Annotated in this window: 15 protein-coding genes; 12 read left to right on the top strand and 3 right to left on the bottom strand. The window is 54.9% G+C overall.

From position 1 onward, the window contains the following. From dnaA to gyrB, 4 genes are all read left to right on the top strand, one after another. Window positions 1-1,383: a chromosomal replication initiator protein DnaA gene (gene dnaA, locus K6K13_RS00005; protein WP_222159003.1), complete on the top strand. Its 1,383-nt coding sequence runs from the start codon at window positions 1-3 to the stop codon at window positions 1,381-1,383. 4 nt (window positions 1,384-1,387) lie between these two features. Further along, a complete protein-coding gene (gene dnaN / locus K6K13_RS00010; protein WP_222159004.1) occupies window positions 1,388-2,488 on the top strand; it encodes a DNA polymerase III subunit beta in 1,101 nt (366 codons plus the stop codon). A 93-nt stretch (window positions 2,489-2,581) separates the two neighbouring features. After that, complete coding sequence (recF, locus tag K6K13_RS00015; RefSeq protein WP_222159005.1) at window positions 2,582-3,667, top strand: DNA replication/repair protein RecF; 1,086 nt, start codon at window positions 2,582-2,584, stop codon at window positions 3,665-3,667. Window positions 3,668-3,685: 18 nt separating this feature from the next. Beyond that, complete coding sequence (gyrB, locus tag K6K13_RS00020; RefSeq protein WP_222159006.1) at window positions 3,686-6,097, top strand: DNA topoisomerase (ATP-hydrolyzing) subunit B; 2,412 nt, start codon at window positions 3,686-3,688, stop codon at window positions 6,095-6,097. 77 nt (window positions 6,098-6,174) lie between these two features. Here gyrB and K6K13_RS00025 read toward each other — a convergent pair whose 3' ends face one another. Both K6K13_RS00025 and K6K13_RS00030 read right to left on the bottom strand, forming a co-directional pair. After that, window positions 6,175-7,392 carry an MFS transporter gene (locus K6K13_RS00025; RefSeq protein ID WP_222159007.1) on the bottom strand — a complete coding sequence of 406 codons (1,218 nt, stop codon included), beginning with the start codon at window positions 7,390-7,392 and terminating at the stop codon, window positions 6,175-6,177. A 178-nt stretch (window positions 7,393-7,570) separates the two neighbouring features. Continuing rightward, window positions 7,571-9,487: a methyl-accepting chemotaxis protein gene (locus tag K6K13_RS00030; RefSeq protein ID WP_222160907.1), complete on the bottom strand. Its 1,917-nt coding sequence runs from the start codon at window positions 9,485-9,487 to the stop codon at window positions 7,571-7,573. 352 nt (window positions 9,488-9,839) lie between these two features. Here K6K13_RS00030 and yidA point away from each other — a divergent pair, with 352 nt between their 5' ends. Then, complete coding sequence (gene yidA / locus K6K13_RS00035) at window positions 9,840-10,661, top strand: sugar-phosphatase (RefSeq protein ID WP_222159008.1); 822 nt, start codon at window positions 9,840-9,842, stop codon at window positions 10,659-10,661. A 70-nt stretch (window positions 10,662-10,731) separates the two neighbouring features. Here the strand turns inward: yidA and bhsA are convergent, their stop codons facing one another. Further along, a complete protein-coding gene (gene bhsA, locus K6K13_RS00040; RefSeq protein ID WP_222159009.1) occupies window positions 10,732-10,992 on the bottom strand; it encodes a multiple stress resistance protein BhsA in 261 nt (86 codons plus the stop codon). Between the two features lie 664 nt (window positions 10,993-11,656). Here bhsA and K6K13_RS00045 point away from each other — a divergent pair. The 7 genes from K6K13_RS00045 (at window position 11,657) to K6K13_RS00075 (ending at window position 20,259) form a co-directional block, all read left to right on the top strand. After that, the gene (locus K6K13_RS00045) at window positions 11,657-13,240 is read left to right on the top strand and encodes an FGGY-family carbohydrate kinase (RefSeq protein WP_222160908.1); all 1,584 of its coding nucleotides are present in this window, start codon (window positions 11,657-11,659) and stop codon (window positions 13,238-13,240) included. A gap of 58 nt (window positions 13,241-13,298) precedes the next feature. Further along, a complete protein-coding gene (locus K6K13_RS00050; RefSeq protein WP_222159010.1) occupies window positions 13,299-14,951 on the top strand; it encodes a signal transduction protein in 1,653 nt (550 codons plus the stop codon). Window positions 14,952-15,086: 135 nt separating this feature from the next. Next, on the top strand, window positions 15,087-16,031 hold the full coding sequence (locus K6K13_RS00055; protein ID WP_222159011.1) for a dihydrodipicolinate synthase family protein: 945 nt from the start codon (window positions 15,087-15,089) through the stop codon (window positions 16,029-16,031). 9 nt (window positions 16,032-16,040) lie between these two features. Then, complete coding sequence (locus tag K6K13_RS00060; protein WP_222160909.1) at window positions 16,041-17,087, top strand: sialidase family protein; 1,047 nt, start codon at window positions 16,041-16,043, stop codon at window positions 17,085-17,087. 45 nt (window positions 17,088-17,132) lie between these two features. Continuing rightward, window positions 17,133-18,113 (top strand): tripartite tricarboxylate transporter substrate binding protein, encoded by a 981-nt coding sequence (locus tag K6K13_RS00065; RefSeq protein ID WP_222159012.1) that lies wholly within the window; start codon window positions 17,133-17,135, stop codon window positions 18,111-18,113. A 49-nt stretch (window positions 18,114-18,162) separates the two neighbouring features. Further along, the gene (locus K6K13_RS00070) at window positions 18,163-18,630 is read left to right on the top strand and encodes a tripartite tricarboxylate transporter TctB family protein (protein ID WP_222159013.1); all 468 of its coding nucleotides are present in this window, start codon (window positions 18,163-18,165) and stop codon (window positions 18,628-18,630) included. 90 nt (window positions 18,631-18,720) lie between these two features. Continuing rightward, window positions 18,721-20,259 carry a tripartite tricarboxylate transporter permease gene (locus K6K13_RS00075; protein ID WP_222159014.1) on the top strand — a complete coding sequence of 513 codons (1,539 nt, stop codon included), beginning with the start codon at window positions 18,721-18,723 and terminating at the stop codon, window positions 20,257-20,259. Window positions 20,260-20,294 lie beyond the last annotated feature (35 nt).

The following is a 20,294-nucleotide window of genomic DNA, read 5'->3' on the forward strand; positions in this document are numbered from 1 at the left end:
GTGTCACTTTCGCTTTGGCAGCAGTGTCTTGCCCGTTTGCAGGATGAGTTACCTGCCACAGAATTCAGCATGTGGATACGTCCGTTACAGGCGGAACTGAACGACAACACGTTGGCGCTCTATGCGCCAAACCGTTTTGTGCTGGATTGGGTAAGAGACAAGTACCTCAATAACATTAATGGCCTGCTGAACGATTTCTGCGGTATGGATGCGCCTTTGCTGCGTTTTGAAGTGGGCAGCAAGCCGCTGGCTGCGGTGGCGGCCAGCCAGCCTGCCAGCCCGCAGGCGGCAGTACAGCCGGTCAGGCAGGCACCCGTGCGTCCCAGTTGGGACACACCGGCGACGCAAACGGAGCATACCTACCGTTCCAACGTCAATCCGAAGCATTCGTTCGACAACTTCGTTGAAGGTAAGTCTAACCAACTGGCGCGCGCGGCGGCGCGTCAGGTCGCTGACAACCCTGGCGGAGCCTATAATCCCCTGTTTCTTTACGGTGGCACCGGTTTGGGGAAAACCCACCTGCTGCACGCGGTGGGTAATGGCATTATTGCGCGTAAGCCAAATGCCAAAGTGGTCTATATGCATTCTGAACGCTTTGTACAGGATATGGTCAAAGCCTTACAGAACAATGCGATTGAAGAATTTAAGCGCTATTACCGTTCCGTCGATGCCTTGTTGATCGATGATATTCAGTTTTTTGCCAACAAAGAGCGCTCCCAGGAGGAGTTTTTCCACACCTTCAATGCGTTGCTGGAAGGCAATCAGCAAATCATCCTGACCTCCGATCGTTATCCAAAAGAGATCAATGGGGTAGAGGATCGTCTGAAATCACGCTTTGGCTGGGGATTGACGGTTGCGATCGAACCGCCGGAACTGGAAACGCGCGTGGCGATCCTGATGAAAAAAGCGGATGAAAATGATATTCGTCTGCCGGGTGAAGTGGCCTTTTTTATTGCCAAGCGGCTGCGCTCTAACGTGCGTGAGCTGGAAGGTGCACTGAACCGCGTGATCGCGAACGCCAATTTTACCGGCCGCGCCATTACCATTGATTTCGTGCGCGAAGCGTTGCGCGATCTGTTGGCGTTGCAGGAAAAGTTGGTGACCATCGACAATATTCAAAAGACGGTCGCGGAGTACTACAAGATCAAAGTCGCCGATCTGCTGTCCAAACGGCGATCCCGATCGGTGGCACGTCCGCGCCAGATGGCGATGGCGCTGGCAAAAGAGCTGACAAACCACAGCTTACCGGAAATTGGTGATGCGTTTGGCGGTCGTGACCATACCACCGTGCTGCATGCGTGCCGCAAGATTGAGCAGCTGCGTGAGGAAAGCCACGACATCAAGGAAGATTTCTCTAATTTAATCAGAACATTATCTTCATAATATTATGAAATTCATTATTGAACGCGAGCATCTGCTAAAACCGTTACAACAGGTGAGCGGCCCGTTAGGTGGCCGTCCCACATTGCCTATCCTGGGCAATCTGCTGTTGCAAGTGACGGACGGCGCATTGTCGCTGACCGGCACCGATCTGGAAATGGAGATGGTGGCGAAGATCCCCCTGTCTCAGGCCCATGAACCCGGTGCGACCACGGTGCCTGCGCGTAAACTGTTTGATATATGCCGTGGCTTGCCGGACGGTGCAGAAATTACCATCACGCTGGAAGGCGACCGGATGCTGGTGCGTTCCGGACGTAGCCGTTTCTCTCTTTCCACGCTCCCGGCGTCTGATTTCCCGAACCTGGATGACTGGCAGAGCGAAGTGGCATTCTCGTTGCCGCAGGCGACGCTGAAACGTCTGATTGAAGCCACGCAGTTCTCTATGGCGCATCAAGACGTGCGCTATTATCTCAACGGCATGTTGTTTGAAACCGAAGGGGAAGAGCTGCGCACCGTCGCGACCGACGGCCACCGTCTGGCGGTATGCGCCATGCCGATTGGTCAGTCGCTGCCGTCCCACTCGGTGATCGTGCCGCGTAAAGGGGTGATTGAGCTGCTGCGACTGCTGGACGGTGGTGATACGCCATTGCAGTTACAGATCGGCACCAACAACATTCGCGCCCACGTCGGGGATTTCATCTTTACGTCCAAGCTGGTTGATGGGCGTTTTCCTGACTACCGCCGCGTATTGCCGAAAAACCCGGACAAGGCGCTGGAAGCGAGCTGCGATTTGCTGAAACAGGCATTTGCGCGTGCGGCGATCCTGTCAAACGAAAAGTTTCGCGGTGTGCGCCTGCACCTGATTGAAAATCAGTTGAAAATTACCGCGAATAACCCGGAGCAGGAAGAAGCGGAAGAGATTCTGGACGTGCAGTACAACGGCACGGAAATGGAAATCGGCTTTAACGTCAGCTACGTGCTGGATGTGTTGAATGCGTTGAAGTGCGAAGATGTCCGTTTGCTGCTGACCGATTCTGTCTCTAGCGTGCAGATTGAAGACGGTGCCAGCAAGGCGGCGGCATACGTTGTCATGCCGATGCGTCTGTAGTAGGACGCGCGTGGTCTGCCCTCTTTTTTGCGTGAATGCCGACGCTTGCCGTCGGCATTTGTGCAGGTTGTCGCGTACAGGATCTGGTTGTCCATGGCTCTCACCCGCCTTCTGATTAAAGATTTCCGTAATATCGTCTCTGCCGATTTGGCGCTCATCCCCGGATTCAATTTTTTGGTGGGGGAGAATGGCAGCGGAAAAACCAGCGTGCTGGAGGCCATCTACACGTTGGGGCACGGTCGTGCGTTTCGCTCTATCCAGGCGGCGCGCGTGATTCGGCATGAACAGCCCGAATTTATTCTGCATGGTCGGTTGGAGGGTATGGAGCGCGAACGCTCGATAGGTCTGAGTAAAAACCGGCTGGGCGACAGTACCGTACGTATTGATGGCAGCGATGGTCACAAGGTGGCGGATCTGGCGCAGTTACTGCCGATTCAGCTCATCACGCCGGAGGGTTTCACGCTGCTCAACGGTGGACCAAAATACCGCCGTGCCTTTCTCGATTGGGGCTGTTTCCACCATGAGCCCGGCTTTTTCGCGGCCTGGAGCAACCTGAAACGGTTATTGCGCCAGCGTAATGCCGCGTTGCGTCAGATGGGGCAGTATCGTCAACTGCGTGCCTGGGATCAGGAACTTATTCCGCTGGCCGAGCGCATCAGCGCCTGGCGGGCGGAGTATACCGCTGCGATCACCGCAGACATTACCGCGACCTGCGCGCAGTTTTTGCCGGAGTTTTCGTTGAGCTTCTCTTTCCAGCGCGGCTGGGACAAAGAGAGCGACTATGCCGAACTGCTGGAACGGCAGTTTGAGCGCGACCGGCAGTTGGGCTATACCGCACTGGGGCCGCACAAAGCGGATTTTCGTATCCGTGCAGGCGGCGTTGCGGTGGAGGATATGCTGTCGCGTGGACAGTTGAAGTTATTGATGTGTGCGTTGCGATTGGCGCAGGGGGAGTTCCTCACTCGCCATAGCGTTGCCAAGTGTATTTATCTGATAGATGATTTTGCTTCCGAACTGGACAGTACCCGCCGCCGTTTGTTGGCTGAACGGTTAAAAGCTACCGAGGCTCAGGTATTTGTCAGCGCGATCAGCGCTGAACAGATAGATGACATGATCGGTGAAAAGGGCAAGATGTTCCGCGTGGAACAGGGTAAAATAACGGTTCAATTACAGGACTAAAATGAGCGAGAAACGTTGATGTCGAATTCTTATGACTCCTCAAGTATAAAAGTATTGAAAGGGCTGGATGCGGTACGTAAACGCCCGGGTATGTACATCGGTGATACGGATGACGGCACAGGCCTGCATCACATGGTATTCGAGGTTGTGGACAACGCTATCGACGAAGCGCTCGCAGGCTTCTGCAAAGACATTGTTATTACCATTCATAAAGATAACTCGGTTTCGGTGCAGGATGATGGCCGTGGTATTCCTACCGGTATTCATGAAGAAGAGGGTGTCTCTGCGGCCGAAGTGATCATGACCGTGCTGCATGCCGGCGGTAAGTTTGACGATAACTCCTATAAAGTGTCCGGCGGTCTGCACGGCGTAGGGGTTTCCGTGGTCAACGCCCTGTCTGAAAAGCTGGAACTGACCATTTATCGTGAGGGTAAGACTCACCACCAAATTTATCGCCACGGTGAGCCACAGGCGCCGCTGGCCGTAGTCGGTGACACTGAACGCACCGGTACCACCGTGCGTTTCTGGCCGAGCATGGAAACCTTCAGCAACGTGACTGATTTCGAATACGAAATTCTGGCCAAGCGCCTGCGTGAACTGTCGTTCCTGAACTCGGGTGTTTCCATCCGTCTCAGTGACGAACGTGAGCAGGGTAAGGCCGATCACTTCCACTATGAAGGCGGCATCAAGGCGTTTGTTGACTACCTGAACCGCAACAAGACGCCGATTCATCCGCAGGTGTTCTATTTCAGCGCAGAAAAAGACGATATCGGCGTCGAAATTGCCATGCAGTGGAACGATGGGTTCCAGGAAAATATTTACTGCTTTACCAACAACATTCCGCAGCGCGATGGTGGCACACACCTGGCCGGTTTCCGTGGTGCGATGACCCGTACGCTGAACAGCTACATGGAAAAAGAAGGCTACAGCAAAAAGGCCAAAGTCAGCGCGACCGGTGACGATGCGCGTGAGGGGCTGATTGCCGTGGTGTCGGTGAAAGTACCGGACCCGAAATTCTCCTCTCAGACCAAAGATAAACTGGTCTCTTCCGAGGTGAAAACCGCGGTGGAATCGCTGATGAACGAGCGTCTGGTCGATTACCTGATGGAAAACCCGGGTGATGCCAAAATCGTGGTCGGCAAAATTATTGATGCAGCGCGCGCGCGCGAAGCGGCCCGCAAGGCTCGTGAAATGACACGACGCAAAGGGGCGCTCGATCTGGCTGGCTTGCCGGGCAAGCTGGCGGATTGTCAGGAACGCGATCCGGCGCTGTCTGAACTTTACCTGGTGGAAGGGGACTCGGCGGGTGGCTCTGCCAAGCAGGGGCGTAACCGTAAGAATCAGGCCATTCTGCCGCTGAAAGGTAAAATCCTTAACGTGGAGAAAGCGCGCTTTGACAAGATGCTCTCTTCTCAGGAAGTGGGCACGCTGATCACCGCGCTGGGTTGTGGCATTGGCCGCGATGAATACAACCCAGATAAGCTGCGTTATCACAACATCATCATCATGACCGATGCCGACGTCGATGGTGCGCACATTCGTACGCTGCTGCTGACCTTCTTCTACCGTCAGATGCCGGAAATCATCGAACGTGGTCACGTTTTTATTGCCCAGCCACCGCTGTACAAGGTGAAGAAAGGCAAGCAAGAACAGTACATTAAAGATGATGAAGCGATGGACCAGTATCAGATTGCACTGGCACTGGATGGATCGGCGCTGCACATCAATGCTCAGGCACCTGCGTTGCAAAGCGAACAAGTGGAACTGCTGGTGAAAGATCACCACGGCGTACAGCGCTTGATCGATCGTATGGAACGTCGTTATCCGCGTGCGTTGTTGAATGCCTTGATTTACCAGGACACGCTGACAGAAGACCATCTACAAGACCGTGCCAAAGTAGAAAACTGGCTGGCGACGTTGGTAAAAACCCTCAATGAAGACGATGTGCACGGCAGCAGCTACAGCGGAACGTTGAGCGATAACCCAGAGTTTGCCGAACCGGTATTGCGCGTGCGTACACACGGGGTAGATACCGATTATGTGCTGGATGCCAACTTTGTGCGTGGCAGCGAATACCGCAAAATCGTACTGCTGGGTGAGAAGCTGCGTGGCCTGTTCGAAGAGGGGGCGTACATCGAACGCGGTGAGCGCAAACAGCCGATTAGCAGCTTTGAACAAGCGCTGGAGTGGCTGGTGAAAGAGTCACGCCGTGGTTTGAACATCCAGCGTTACAAAGGTCTGGGCGAAATGAACCCGGAGCAGTTGTGGGAAACCACCATGGATCCGGAAAGCCGTCGCATGCTGCGCGTGACCGTTAAAGACGCCATGGCGGCGGATGAGCTGTTTACTACGCTGATGGGTGATGCGGTTGAGCCGCGCCGTGCCTTTATCGAAGAGAACGCGTTGAAAGCCGCTAACATTGATATCTGATGATGGATATCGAATAGGGTGTAGTGAAACAAACAACCGCCGCGCAGCCTGAGCTACGCGGCGGTTTTTTTTAGTGGTCAGGCGGCGGCGGCGGCGCGACGCTTGCTGGCCCGCATTTCCTGCACCAGCGTGATAGCGGCGGTGATCAGCATGAAAATGACCGCAGACCAGAAAATGGCATGGGGATGACCATTATCCAGCAACCAGCCGAACAGCACGGGACCCGCAGCCCCACCGATATTGAATCCGGTGGACACAATACCAAACACCCGTCCTTCTGCGCCTTTCGGCGATGCCGCGCGCACTAGCATATCCCGCGAAGGGGCGATCATGCCGGAGAGAAATCCCGCGGCCGCCAGCAGTGGCACCAGCACCATGGCTGGCAACGGATAGATAGCGACAATTGCCACCAGTACGGCGGTGACGGCCAATGCACCAGTGGCGACCAGACCGTGGCGCTCGGTTTTATCGGCCAGTGCGCCGCCCGCCAGCACGCCGCCCGCCAGCACGCCAAAAGCGCTGGCAAACAAAAATGCGGTCAGCACCGCATTGGCATCGGATAAGGGCAGATCGTAGCCGGTGACCAAGGCGGTGACCGAGAAGTTCTGGATCGAGTTAGTGCTCAGGCTCAGCATCAAAAAGAGACCCAGCAGCGCCATGATGGGCAGTGAAAACAGCGCGCGAGCGCTGGTTTGTGCTGGGGCGGCACCGCTTTTGGGGGCCGTTGATTTGAGCCGCGTCGGCTCGTCTTTATGCATCAGCAGCATCACGACAACCAGTAATCCCACCACGCCAGAAACAATAAAGGCGGCGTTAATGCTGAGCCACGCTGCCACCGCGAGCAAAATGCCCGGCGTAATGGCGTTGCCCAAAAAGCCAGAGAACGTGTGGATCGAGAACGCACGCCCCATGCGTTTGTCATCAATGCCACGCGAGAGCAAGGCATAATCTGACGGGTGATAAACCGCGTTAGCCACACCGGCGAACCCCATCGCGATCAGCAACCAGAGGTAGTGCGGCGTTAGCCCAAGCGACATAAAGCTCAGACTACCGAGCGTCAGTCCGGCAACCAACGTGCGTCGCGCGCCGATACGGTCCACGGCAAAGCCGATGGGCGTTTGCACGCAGGCGGAGACGATGTTGAAGACGCTGATCGCCAACCCAAGTTCAACGAAGCTGATACCGCGTTGGGCAGACAGCAACGGGATCAGCACCGGTAGCACCATGATGTGAAAATGGCTGACCAAATGCGCACAGGAGATCTGGGCGAGCAGAGGAAGTTTCATCGTTTTCATGTTTGTGTTACGACATCAATGCGGGCGTTGAGTGGCGCTGCTAAGTGGAAAGCGGCGAGATCACGTCCAGAGGGCGAAGTTAAGACAAGCGTAACATATTGTTTGTGTTTTTCGCACTTTCTCGCGCGTGGTTTTTGACCTCAGGCAGACCGAGGGGGCTCGGCCTGCCTGTGTCCGATCAGGACAAACGAAACACTTTTACCGTGAGCGCCAGTTGTCGCGCCTGTTCATCCAGCGAGGCGGCGGCGGCGGTAGCTTCCTGCACCAGTGCGGCATTCTGCTGGGTAACACCGTCCATTTCATGCACGGCTTGCGTTACCTGGCTGATTCCTCGTGATTGTTCATCGGATGCGGCAACGATGTCATCCATGATGGTTTTAACCGACGCGATGGCATCCAACATCTTTTCCATGGTGTGACCGGCACTCTGTACCAGTTCGACGCCATTTTTAACGCGCGAAGAAGATTCTCCGATCAGCGCGGTGATGTCTTTCACCGCTGCGGCGCTGCGTTGTGCCAGATTGCGGACTTCACTGGCGACCACGGCAAAGCCACGCCCTTGCTCGCCCGCACGGGCGGCCTCCACCGCCGCATTCAGTGCCAGAATGTTGGTCTGGAAGGCAATGCCATTAATTATGCTGGTAATGTCGGCGATTTTACGTGAACTGTCGTCAATATCATCCATGATGCTGACGACTTGCCCTACGATGGTATTTCCCTGCTGAGCGATGTCGGTCGCGTTTTGCGTCAGTGCGGTGGCACTGTGCGCATTGTCGGCATTCAGTTTTACCGTCGCGGTGATCTGCTCCATGCTGGCGGCTGTCTGCTGTAATGCGGCTGCCTGTTGTTCGGTACGTGAGCTCAGGTCGATATTGCCTGCGGCGATTTCTGTGGCGGCAAGACTCACCGATTCGCTGGTGGTCAGCAATTGCTGAGCGATATCGCGCAACTGATTTTGCATGGTGTGAATCGCATAGAACAGGCTGCGGGTGTCCTTGGGCTGCACCGGGATGGTGTTGGTGAGTTGCCCATTGGACACGGACAACGCGATGCGTGCCGCTTCTGCCGGTTCGCCACCGATGGGGCGCAACACTTTCCGTGTAAAGATGACGCCCAGTGCGGCAGAGACTACAACAATGCTGATGATCATCAGCAGTAACGCGATATTGCGCTGGCGCTCCGTTTCGGCAAGCACGGCATCAATGGGAGCCGACAGCCCCAATATCCACGGCGTGCCGGTGTTACCAATGGTCACCGGAATGGTGAGGTCGTAGGATGCCGTTTTGAATACCGGGTTTTCCGCGCTGGTGCGTATCGAGACCCCTTCAGACGCTGATTTTAGCAGGCTGTCAGCATGGGCGGCGGGTTTGGTCACCTGCGCCTTATCGGGGTAGGCGATATAGGCACCAGATTGTGATAACAACTCGGCGTAACCGGTGCCTTTATAGGGCTTGATGGCATTGATAAGCTGTTGCAGCGTATCCAATGAAAAATCTGCCGTTACCGAGCCAAGAAAGGTGCCGTCAACCACGATAGGCACCGCTATCGAGGTGAGCAGCACCTCTACGCCATTATAGGGGTAGCTGTAGGGTTCAAGAATCACCTCCTGTTTCATCTTGCGCGGCAGTAGATAGTAGTCGCCGCTGCCGGGGGTTTCATAGTCAGTCAGATTGTGCAGCACCACGGTGCCCGCCGTGTCGCGATCGACATAGCGCACATAGCGGCCGTTCGGATCGTGCTCGGGTTGTCCGGCAAATTGCGCATCGTTGCCATCAAAGGCGTTCGGTTCCCATGCCAGCGACATTGACAGAAAATCAGGGTTATTTTGCAGTGCATTTCTCAGCAGGGTGTCCGCCATGTCGCGATCGGCGTGGCCACTATTGCGCAGGCTGAGTACGCTTTGCCCCAGATTGCGTGCCACCGTTAACGCCAGATCCAGTTTGCGTTGCACCAGATAGCTATTGGTATAGGCGCTTTGGGCCAGATACTGCTGTGCATCGTTTTTTTGTTGCTGTGTCGACTGCCAAATCAATAAACCGATGGTGATAGCAAAACCAAGGCCGATAGTCACGATACCTGCCAACAGCATGAGCATGCGCGTCGAGAGCGTCTTTTTTTTATTTTCAAAAGGGGTGTGCGGTGCTTGAGCATGAAGCGCGCTGTGTGAGAGAGGCGTAGCAGGCGCGGGTGGCGCATAAGGCTGTAGGGATTTAGACATGGTGGTTATCCTCCCTGGGATAGCTATTTTGTCAGAAATCTAATTTAGTGTTCAAAAATCAATAGGTTAATTTTCATTTTTACGCTGTATCCCTTCATGCAAAAGTCTGTTTTATGTGATAAGGATCACAGCATGATCATCGGCAGAACTCCGTAAATCTTTATCCTTCACTGGCTCACGGCGATAACTCGCGTTAGCATGCAAAAAAACCATTACGGCAGGATGAAGCATGACGATAAAGCTGATTGCAATTGATATGGATGGCACGTTGCTTAACCCGCAACACCAGATTTCGCCCGCAGTAAGTGCGGCGATTGCGGCGGCGCGGAATCAGGGAGTGCACGTGGTGCTGGCGACCGGGCGGCCCTTTATTGGCGTAAAACGCTATCTGGAGATACTTGGGCTGGATAAAACCGACGGCTATTGCATTACCAACAATGGCGCGTTGGTTCAGCGTACCGATACCGGAGAATGTGTGGCGCAAACGCCGCTGAGCTTTGACGATTATCTCTACTGCGAAGCGCTTTCCCGCACCTTGAACGTGCACCTGCACGCGTTAGACTTCAACACCGTCTATACCGCCAATAAAGACATCAGTCGCTATACCGTTTATGAATCTCACCTGACAGGCATGCCGTTGAAATACCGGGCCGTTGAGGAGATGGACAGCACGCTGACCTTCCCGAAAGTGATGATGATTGATGAGCCAGAGCTTCTGGATAACGCGATTCGCCATATTCCTGACGAAGCGCGAGCGCGTTACACCATTATCAAGAGCGCCCCCTACTATTTAGAAATTATGGATAAGCGGGTTAACAAAGGCGAGGGTGTGCGTTTGCTGGCGGAGTATCTTGGACTGACAGCGGAAAACGTGATGGCGATTGGCGATCATGAAAACGATCTGGCCATGATTAGCTATGCGGGCACTGGGGTTGCCATGGGGAACGCCATTGATGAGGTCAAGGCGATCAGCCAGTTTGTCACCCGTCCCAATACGGAAGACGGTGTGGCCTACGCGATTGAAAAATTTGTTCTGAAAACAACGAACTGAGTTTTTCTGGTTATAAAAAAAGGCGCTTTTCCTCACGGAGAAGCGCCTTTTTTTGGGCTATCGCAGGTGATTATTTGTAGATAATCGCCGTGCCGCGCAGCAGGTCGCTACCGGTGGTGTTGGTGATAGAGAAGGCTTTCGCGCCTGCTTTATCAGCTTTTTCAGCCAGTTGTTCCTGAAGTGAACTCAGGTCATGCGCACCGCTTACGGAAATGACGCCGAATTCCTGGTATTTAGTGGCTTGTTGAGCGCTAACGCTTTCAGCAGCAAAAGCACCAAAGGAAAGGGAAGCAAGTACGGCAGCAGCAGCGATGGTTTTTACGTTTTTCATGATGTCTTATCCTGTTTTTGAATGTGTTGTTGAAAGACCATGTCTTTCGATGAGGGGAATGTTACGCCCATGCTAAAAAAATAAAAAACGGATGTTGTTGAGGAACTCTTTCAATAAATTTGAAATTGTTTTTTATGGGTGAGTTTTATTTTATTGTTATTAATCATAAATTTATGTGTTTTTGCTGTATCTTATTTACATTATCTTGCTTTTCTTTTCATTATTCGTCGCAATCATTATCTCTGTTTATTTGATTAACATTTGATGCTGTTTGTATTGTTATCTGTGATATTTATCACTGTGGTTATGCCGATGATGAGGTGGCTTGTAATGGTTTTTCTTTTCTATCTTGTTTCATGTCGCTGACAGTGTTGGTTTCAGGATTTTTGTCTTATGCGTACCGCCGCACTGATGCCAGTGCCGTACCTTACCAACAGACACGGTTTTGTTATCCAATTGTTAGCACTTATCAAAATTAACCTGATTACTTTCAATCGGTTATTTTTTGCACCCTGATCAATCTCACAAATCAGGGCGAAACCCGTTGAGTCTGTGTTTACCTTGAAATAGATTGCTAACTCGAGTTAGCAATGAGGTTAACGCAATGACTAACGCAGATTTCAGCGGAAAAACCGTTATTGAAAAAGGAGTTAACCCCTCTTCAGTGAGCTCCGCGTGCTTTATCGGCGTGGATGTCGGATCTGCCAGCGTCAGGGCCGGTGTCTTCGACAGTCGTGGCCAGCGGTTAGCGTTTGCCGTCCGTCCTATTAGCCAGTTCCATCCTCGCGCCAATGTGGTTGAACAATCTTCTGCTGAGATCTGGCAGAACGTCTGCGCGGTTATCAAAGAAGCGGTCGCGCTGTCCGGTGTTGCGCCGCAGCGCGTGCGTTCTATTGGTTTTGATGCCACCTGCTCGCTGGTGGTGGTGGGCGCACAAGGGCAGCGTATTTCCGTCGCTGAAGACGGGGACGCCACGCGCGACATCATCATGTGGATGGATCACCGCGCGGCGCAGGAAACCGCTGACATCAATGCGACCGGCGATGACGCGCTGCGCTATGTCGGTGGTGAAGTCAGTATCGAGATGGAACTGCCAAAAGTGCTGTGGCTCAAGCGCCATTTCCCTGAGCGTTATCGCCAGGCCTGGCGGCTGTTCGATCTGGCGGATTATCTGGTATGGCACGCCACCGGCGCGGATGTTGCCAGCGTATGTACCCTGACCTGCAAATGGAACTACCTGGCGCATGAACAGCGTTTCAGTCAGCCGTTGTTACAGGCCGTCGGTCTTGATGATTTGCCCGAAAAAATTCCCACCACTATTTTGGATCTGGGCGTCAAAGCCGGACAGTTACAGCCTGATGTGGCGCTGGCGTGCGGCTTGAACACCGATGTCGCTGTCGCCAGCGGCATGATCGACGCCCATGCGGGCGGGTTGGCGCTGGTGGGCAGTCAGCCCGAGGGTAGCCTGGCGCTGATCAGCGGTACATCTAACTGCCATATGCTGGTGAATCGTGAGCCGGTGATGGTGCCCGGCGTCTGGGGACCCTACTGGGGGGCGAGGTTGCTCAACGGCTGGCTGAGTGAAGGCGGACAAAGTGCCGCCGGAGCACTGGTGGAATGGACGCTACGTCAACACGCGAGCTGGACCGACGCGCAACAGCAAGCCGAACAGCAGGGCATCAGTGTTTATACCCTTTTGAACCACTGGGTGGACGATCTTGAGCAGCGTGAGCCCTTCCCGACCCGCCATTTGCACGTGCTGGCTGACCATCATGGTAATCGTTCACCGCGCGCCACCCCACACGCGCGCGGCGCGGTCTACGGGTTGACGCTGGAACACGGGCCGGATGCGCTGGCGCGGCTCTATCTCGCCACCTTACAAGCCATTGCCTACGGTACGCGCCATATCATCGACAGCATGAATCAGGCCGGGCATCAGATTACCCGCGTGGTGATGTGCGGTGGGGCCACCAAGAACCCGCTCTGGCTGCGGGAATACGCCAATATCACGGGTTGCGATATTCATCTGGCGAGCGAAGAAGATGCGGTCACGCTCGGTGCGGCGTTGCTGGGGGCAGTGGCGGCGGAATGTTACCCGACACTACCGGAAGCGGCGGCGGCGCTGGTGCGCGCTGGCGCGACCATTGCTACAGATCCGCAGTACGGTGCGTTCCATGCGGCTAAATATGGCGTCTATCTCCAGATGTATGACGATGTGCAGCGCGCACAACGGCTGATGCAGGATTAACCGGGTGCTGTCGCGCGGCGGCAGCCTCGAGAGCGTTTATTTGAATCAGGAGCAGAACATGTTGAAATTACATCTCCCCCCTTCCCCCGCCACCCTTAGCGCACAGGCAAATGAGGTGCTGTTGGTGACCAACGCCGACCTGCGCGAGCCCGCTAATGTGACCTGCTGGCCGACACAGCGTGACTATGAAGCGCGTCTGGGGGTGGCGTTGAAAAAACTGGGTTATCAGATGAAGCGTGCGCACGCGGTGAATAATGAACGCGGTCACGGCTTTATCAGCAGCCAGAAAGAGGGGAGCGATCTGTTCGCCGCCATTGATCCGGACGCACCGGTAATTGTGCTACTGACGGCGTGGCAGTATTCCCACCACATCGCGCCATCGCTGGTGCATCACCGTGGCCCGATTCTGCTGCTGGCAAACTTTGATGGCACCTGGCCGGGACTGGTGGGGATGCTGTGTATGGCGGGATGCCTGACCAGTCTGGAGCGCCCGTTCTCACGCCTGTGGTCAGAAACCTTTGATGACGCGTTCTTCCATCAAGGTCTGGAAACCTGGCTGCGCGATGGTGCGGTCAGCCACAAAACCGACTATCTGCGTCCGGTTGCACCGACTCATCCGGTGGTTGCCAGCGAAGCGGGACAGATCGGTCGTCAGGTGGGGGAACATATTTTACGTCACAAGGCGATTGTCGGGCTGTTTGATACCTTCTGTATGGGGATGATCAATGGAGTATTCCCGCTTAAAGCGATGGTGGATATTGGCATTCCGGTGGAATCCCTGTCGCAGTCGGCGCTGCTGGTGGAGATGGCAAAAGTCCCGCCCGCGCTGCGTGAAGCGTGTCTGGCATGGTATGAAGTGCGTGGCATGCAGTTCCAGTTTGGTGAAGACGGCCGCCGTGAACTGACGCGCGAACAGGTGCTTGAACAATGCGCCATGATGATTGCGATGGCGCGTTTTGTGAAACGCTTTGGGCTTTCAGCCGTTGGTGTGCAGTATCAGCAGGGTCTGAAAGACAGCTGTGCGGCCTCTGATTTCGCGGAAGGCGCCATCGGTAATCAGGAGCGTTTCCCGATCCCTGATGAAAACGGTGACACCATTTGGCCCGATCGCGCTATTCCTTGCGTGAATGAAGTGGATATGGGCAGTGCCATTCCGCAGGTGATGTTGGGACAACTGCTCGAAGGTTTGGGGCTACCAGCAGAAACCACACTGCATGATATTCGCTGGGGAAGCGACTATCAGGGCACCTTCTACTGGGATTTGGAAATCTCCGGTGCGGTGCCGTTTGCTCACCTTAAGGGCGGTATTGCCGGGGCCACCGGGTATCGCCAGCCTGCCATGTTCTTCCCGTACGGCGGTTCGACCATTGCCGGACAGGGTAAAGCCGGACGCTTTATCTGGGCGCGCGCGCACTATGAGGGCACCCAGGTGGTGATGCATATTGGCACCGGTACCGGTGTTGAGCTGCCCGAAGGGGAGTTCGAGCGCCGCCGCCGCGCCACCAACTACGAGTGGCCGCTGCTCAATGCCGTGTTGGATGGCGTGAGCCGCAATGACCTGATGGCTGGGCACCAGAGTAACCACCTGACCATCGCCTATGTTGACGAGGCATTGCTGCCGGAAGTGCTGCAAGCCTTCGTGGCTCGGGCGCTGACGCAGAATATCAAGGTTTATACCGCCGGGGATGCCTGGCAGTTACTGTCAAAATAACAGGTTGTCAGGCGAGAGCATGCTCGGCGTTTGTGGCTCTCGCCTGTGGGGTTTATCCCGGCGCTACCTCTCGGTATGCGCCGGGCAATACCGGGGAAAACGCTAAAAATTATAATTCGTTAAGGTAGAATCGCCATGGCCCAGAAACAGGATGCACAGCAAAAGTATGTCGGCATTTGGCCCGTAATGCTGACGCCGTTTGATGAGAAGCGGGAAATTGATTATGACTCACTGGCTCGCCTGATCGAATGGTATCTGGCGGCGGGGGTTCACGGTCTGTTTGCCGCTTGCCAATCCAGTGAGATGTTTTTCCTGAGCGATCGTGAAACACAGCAACTGGTGCGCTTTATTGTGCAACAGGTGGATGGGCGTGTGCCGGTGGTGGCCTCTGGCCATACGGCCAACAGCGTGGCACAGCAGGTTGATCAACTTAACGGCGTAGCCCAGAGCGGCGTGGATGGCCTGATTCTCATCAGTAACCGTCTGGCGTTGCAGGGCGAATCCGACGAGCAGGCCTTGCAGGCGCTGCAAACCTTGACCGCGCAGTTACCCACGTCAGTGGATCTGGGGATTTACGAATGTCCGTATCCTTATAAACGCTTGTTGTCAGACGAGACGGTTGCCTGGTGTGCGCAGAGTCAGCGTTACACCTTTATCAAAGATACCTGCTGTGATTTACCCACCATCCGTCGCCGTCTGGCGCTGTCACAGGGTAGCCGCCTGCACCTGGCGAACGCCAATAGCCAGACGCTGTTGGCCTCGTTCCAGGCTGGCTGTCAGGCTTATAGCGGCGTGATGGCGAATTTTCATCCGCAGCTTTATGTCTGGCTGTATGAAAACTGGCGCACCCACCCGGAACAGGCGCAGGCATTAGCAGATTATCTGGCGACAGCGGCGTTGGCGGAACACCTTGATTACCCGGCCTGCGCCAAATACTTCCAGCAGCAGGTGGGGAATTTTGCGACCCATGCTTGCCGAGTGCGTAACAGCGCGGGTTATGCCTCCACCTTCTTCCCGGCCGCCATTGATAGCATGATGCGCCTGGGAGAATCGTTGGGCCAGCGTGTAACGAAGCCATAAAAGGAGATGCTGATGCTGACCACACTGACGCGAGAAGCGCTGTTGCCTGCGGATCAACGCGATTTCGCCAATTGCCATGCGTCTACCCTGGCCTTGCTGCCGCAGGATACAGTGGTTGTGGCCTACTTTGCCGGCACCAAAGAGGGCGCTGGCGACACCGCCATCTGGCTGTCACGCCGTGAGCAGGGCACGTGGTTACCGCCACAGCGGGCGATTGCTGAACCGGGGCTGGCCCACTGGAATCCGGTGTTGCACTGGCAAGCCGGGCGGCTCTGGCTGTTTTATAAGGTGGGCCCGGATGTGCACCATTGGTTGACGCGGGTTGCTGTGTCTGACGATGGCGGCGTGAGCTGTTCCACGCCGGCGGCGTTAGTGGAAAACGATGCGTTACCGCGCGGTCCGGTGAAGAACAAGCTGCTGGTGATGTCGAACGGCGAATGGCTGGCACCGGGATCGGTGGAGGATGAGCGCTATTGGGATGCTTTTGTCGATATCAGCGCCGATCGCGGCTTATCGTGGCAGAAAGCCGCGATTCCTTTACAACATCAGGCTCCGGCCGCGAGCGAAGAACAGCCGCTTTGGCAGGGATTGCAGCAGAATGCGCTGTGGGAGAATGACCTGAACCGCGTGTTCCAGTGGGACGGCGTGATTCAACCGACAGCGTGGGAGTCGTCACCGGGCCACGTGCATGTGCTGATGCGCAGTACCCGTGGACAGGTTTACCGCAGTGATTCAGACGATTACGGCAGGCATTGGCGTTCCGCCTACGCCACGGCTTTACCGAACAATAACAGCGGGATCGATGTGGTACGCACACCGGATGGCAGTCTGGTGCTGGTGTTTAACCCGATCACCGGAAACTGGAACCAGCGTTATCCGCTGTCGGTGGCGGTTTCCCGCGATAACGGTGAACAGTGGGAAATGGCGGGCGCACTGGAAACGGAGAACGGCGAATTTTCTTATCCGGCGATCGTTTGCCAGGAAAATGCGCTTCACATCACATATACCTGGAACCGAACCAACATCATTTATCAGAAAATCAACATTATGCAGTAAGTTATCCCTTTTTATCCGACCCTACCAATAAGAACGGAGAATACAATGAAGAAGACCTTGCTCCTGCTTTTGGCGTCAATGATGCCGTTCTGCGCGAACCAGGCGTTCGCGGAACCCTCGACGATCGGCTATGCCAAGAAAAACATCGAAGTGGTTATTCCTAAAAACCCCGGCGGTGGTACTGACACTTCTGCCAGAACCCTGATTGAATTTTCCAAGGATCATTTGCCGAAAGGGGTGATTTTTGTCCCGGTAAACAAACCGGCAGGCAACGGTATCACTGGGTTGATTGAAGTCGCCCGAGCGAAACCGGACGGTTATAAACTGGTGATGACCACGGTAGAACTGGCGATGTTCCCGCACCAGAACAAATCACCGGTCACCTATAAAGATTTCACCCCGCTGGCCACCACCATCGCCGACCCGGTCGCTATCGTGGTGCGTGCCGATGCGGGCTTTGACACGCTGCAAGCATTTATCGATTCTGCTAAGCAGCAGCCGGGCAAGCTCAAGGTGGGTAACTCTGGCATGGGCGCGATTTACCATCTTGCCGCGGTGAACATCGAGAAAACCACCGGCACCAAATTCAACCACATTCCCTATAACGAAGGCACCGGACCATCGATTGCTGCGCTGATTGGTGGGCACATTGATGCGGTGCTGACCACGCCGGGCGCGGTGAAATCGCAGGTTGACGCTGGCATTCTCAAGGTGCTGGCGGTGATGGATGAGAAACGCTTTGAACTGGTGCCTGACGTGCCGACCATCAAAGAAGCCTTAGGGCTGGATGTGAACGTCAAGATGCGCGCCTGGGCAGTGCTGGCGACCACGGCGAAAGTGCCGCCGGAAGTGGCCGAACAGCTGGTGAAAGCCTTTACCGAAGTGGTCAATACCCCCGCTTATCAGGATGCGGTGAGAAAGCAGGGCATCATGCCAGTGACTATTGTCGGACAGGACGCTTACAACATGATGCGTGAAGATGATGAGCTCTACAAACAGCTTATTGCCGATACGCTGAAGAAATAACGCTGTCGATACGCTTGTCGGCCCGGTGCCGACAAGCGGGAGAATTGCTATGCGCAAATATGATGTGTTAGTTGGCCTGTTTTCCTTGGGGTTTGGCCTGCTGATATTGTTCCTGTCCCGTGATATGTCGATGTTTGATGAATATGGCGTTCCGGGCGAGCGTTATTGGCCCTTTGGGCTGGCGTGCCTGTTTATTCTGTTAGGCGTGTTGCAATGGGGTGTGGTGCTGAAAAACCGTTTGATGGCGGACAGAAGCATCGATTTCTCATCGGTGAATGTGCGCAAGGCCTACCTGATCGGTGCGCTGGCGGTGGGTTATGGCATCGTAATGGCCTGGGCAGGATTCATTATATCGGCAGTGATTTTTATTCCCTGCACCATGGTGCTGATGAAAGAAAAGCGTGTCTGGTTTGTTGCACTCTCCACGCTGCTGATCGTCACGGCGGTCTACCTGTTTTTCACCTATCTGTTCAACTCGCCGTTGCCGACGGCAGAATTCAGTGATTTGGGCTTCTAGCGTCAGGTCTTTTCAGCCAGATGATCTCCGTAGGCGCTGGCGTGTAGCAAACCTGTAGCGAACATAGCGAACATAAAGAAGGGCAGTATCATGAACGAAGTCCTTGCCGCGTTTTCCGTGGTATTCAGCTTTGACACGATTGCCGTGATTTTTCTCGGGGCGCTTGCGGGCATCCTGATCGGAATTATCCCCGGCCTGACGGTCAATATGGGTATCGCATTGTTATTACCGCTGACCTACTCCTTCCAAGGGGTGAGCGGGATTCTTCTTCTGCTAGGGGTGTATTGCGGTGCCGTTTATGGCGGCTCTATCACCGCGATACTGATCAGTACACCGGGCACGCCCGCCTCAGCCGCCACCGTGCTGGATGGTTATCCGATGGCCAAGCGAGGCGAAGCCGGGCGCGCGCTGGGGCTGTCCACGATGGGATCGCTGTTCGGCGGCATATTCAGTACTATCGCGTTGATTGTGATAGCGCCGATGCTGGCGACCGTTGCGACCGGATTCTCTGCGCCGGAATACTTTGCGCTGGCGATTTTCGGTATCAGTATCATTACCAGTGTTTCATCGCAGTCCATGATCAAAGGGTTAATCGGCGGCGGTATCGGGCTGGCGATCGCCACGATTGGGTTGGATCCGATGACCAGCGGCATGCGCTTTACCTTTGATTCCATCTACCTGATGGGCGGTATCTCATTTATTCCGGTACTGGTTGGCTTGTTCGCCTTTTCCCAAGGGTTGCTCAGCACCGAGGAGCACTTCCGAGAAGGCGGCATCATGCAGAAACCGGTAGCGAAAATCACCCGTATTTTACCGAGCTGGGTTGATTTCAAACGCTGCCTGCCGACCTGGGTGCGTTCGTCCGTGATCGGTACTGGCATCGGCACCATTCCCGGCGTGGGCGGCGATATCTCATCTTGGATTGCCTATAACGAAACGAAACGCTGGTCAAAACACCCGGAAGAGTTTGGTAAAGGTTCGCCGGAAGGCGTATCCGCACCTGAAGCCGGGGCCAATGCGGTTTCGGGCGGCTGTATGGTGCCGTTGATGACGTTGGGTATTCCGGGCGATGGCGCGACGGCCATCATCATGGGGGCGTTTCTGGTGCAAGGGTTGGCGCTGGGGCCACAGCTGTTCACTGAGCATCCAGTTGAAGTCAATACCATTTTTATTGGCCTGATGATGGCGAATATCTTTATGGGATTGCTGGGCTTCATGGGCATGAAGCTGTTCGTTAAGGTGATGGATGTGCCGCGCACGCTGCTGGTGCCCGTGATTTTGCTGCTGTGCGCCGTGGGCGCTTACACCGTTAACCACAGCATGATTGACGTTTTCGTCATGATGGGAGCCGGGCTGGTGGCTTACATCCTGATCAAGCTTGATTTCTCCATGTCGCCCATTGTGATTGGTATCATCCTTGGCCCGTTGGCAGAAACCAACCTGCGGCGCTCATTAATGATGTCGCAAGGGGATGTATCGATATTCTTTACGCGCCCGGTGTGTGCCACGTTCATTGTGATTGCGGTATTGACCCTGTTCCTGCCTATCGTGTCACCGATGTGGAAAAACTGGCGTCAAAAAGGGCTGAAAAAAAAGCAGGACGCGCAGAGTAATCAGCCGGGGGTATAAACCTTCGCGCATTATTGGTCGCGTGGTAGTGCGAT

Source organism: Symbiopectobacterium purcellii (assembly GCF_019797845.1).
Classification (GTDB): Bacteria; Pseudomonadota; Gammaproteobacteria; order Enterobacterales; family Enterobacteriaceae; genus Symbiopectobacterium; species Symbiopectobacterium purcellii.

Excerpts from the sequence above, each read along its gene's own strand:
- dnaN (WP_222159004.1), top strand. The coding sequence starts at position 1,388 with ATGAAATTCATTATTGAACGCGAGCATCTGCTAAAACCGTTACAACAG.
- recF (WP_222159005.1), top strand. The coding sequence starts at position 2,582 with ATGGCTCTCACCCGCCTTCTGATTAAAGATTTCCGTAATATCGTCTCT.
- gyrB (WP_222159006.1), top strand. The coding sequence starts at position 3,686 with ATGTCGAATTCTTATGACTCCTCAAGTATAAAAGTATTGAAAGGGCTG.
- K6K13_RS00025 (WP_222159007.1), bottom strand. The coding sequence starts at position 7,392 with ATGAAAACGATGAAACTTCCTCTGCTCGCCCAGATCTCCTGTGCGCAT.
- K6K13_RS00030 (WP_222160907.1), bottom strand. The coding sequence starts at position 9,487 with ATGCTCATGCTGTTGGCAGGTATCGTGACTATCGGCCTTGGTTTTGCT.
- yidA (WP_222159008.1), top strand. The coding sequence starts at position 9,840 with ATGACGATAAAGCTGATTGCAATTGATATGGATGGCACGTTGCTTAAC.
- bhsA (WP_222159009.1), bottom strand. The coding sequence starts at position 10,992 with ATGAAAAACGTAAAAACCATCGCTGCTGCTGCCGTACTTGCTTCCCTT.
- K6K13_RS00050 (WP_222159010.1), top strand. The coding sequence starts at position 13,299 with ATGTTGAAATTACATCTCCCCCCTTCCCCCGCCACCCTTAGCGCACAG.
- K6K13_RS00055 (WP_222159011.1), top strand. The coding sequence starts at position 15,087 with ATGGCCCAGAAACAGGATGCACAGCAAAAGTATGTCGGCATTTGGCCC.
- K6K13_RS00065 (WP_222159012.1), top strand. The coding sequence starts at position 17,133 with ATGAAGAAGACCTTGCTCCTGCTTTTGGCGTCAATGATGCCGTTCTGC.
- K6K13_RS00070 (WP_222159013.1), top strand. The coding sequence starts at position 18,163 with ATGCGCAAATATGATGTGTTAGTTGGCCTGTTTTCCTTGGGGTTTGGC.
- K6K13_RS00075 (WP_222159014.1), top strand. The coding sequence starts at position 18,721 with ATGAACGAAGTCCTTGCCGCGTTTTCCGTGGTATTCAGCTTTGACACG.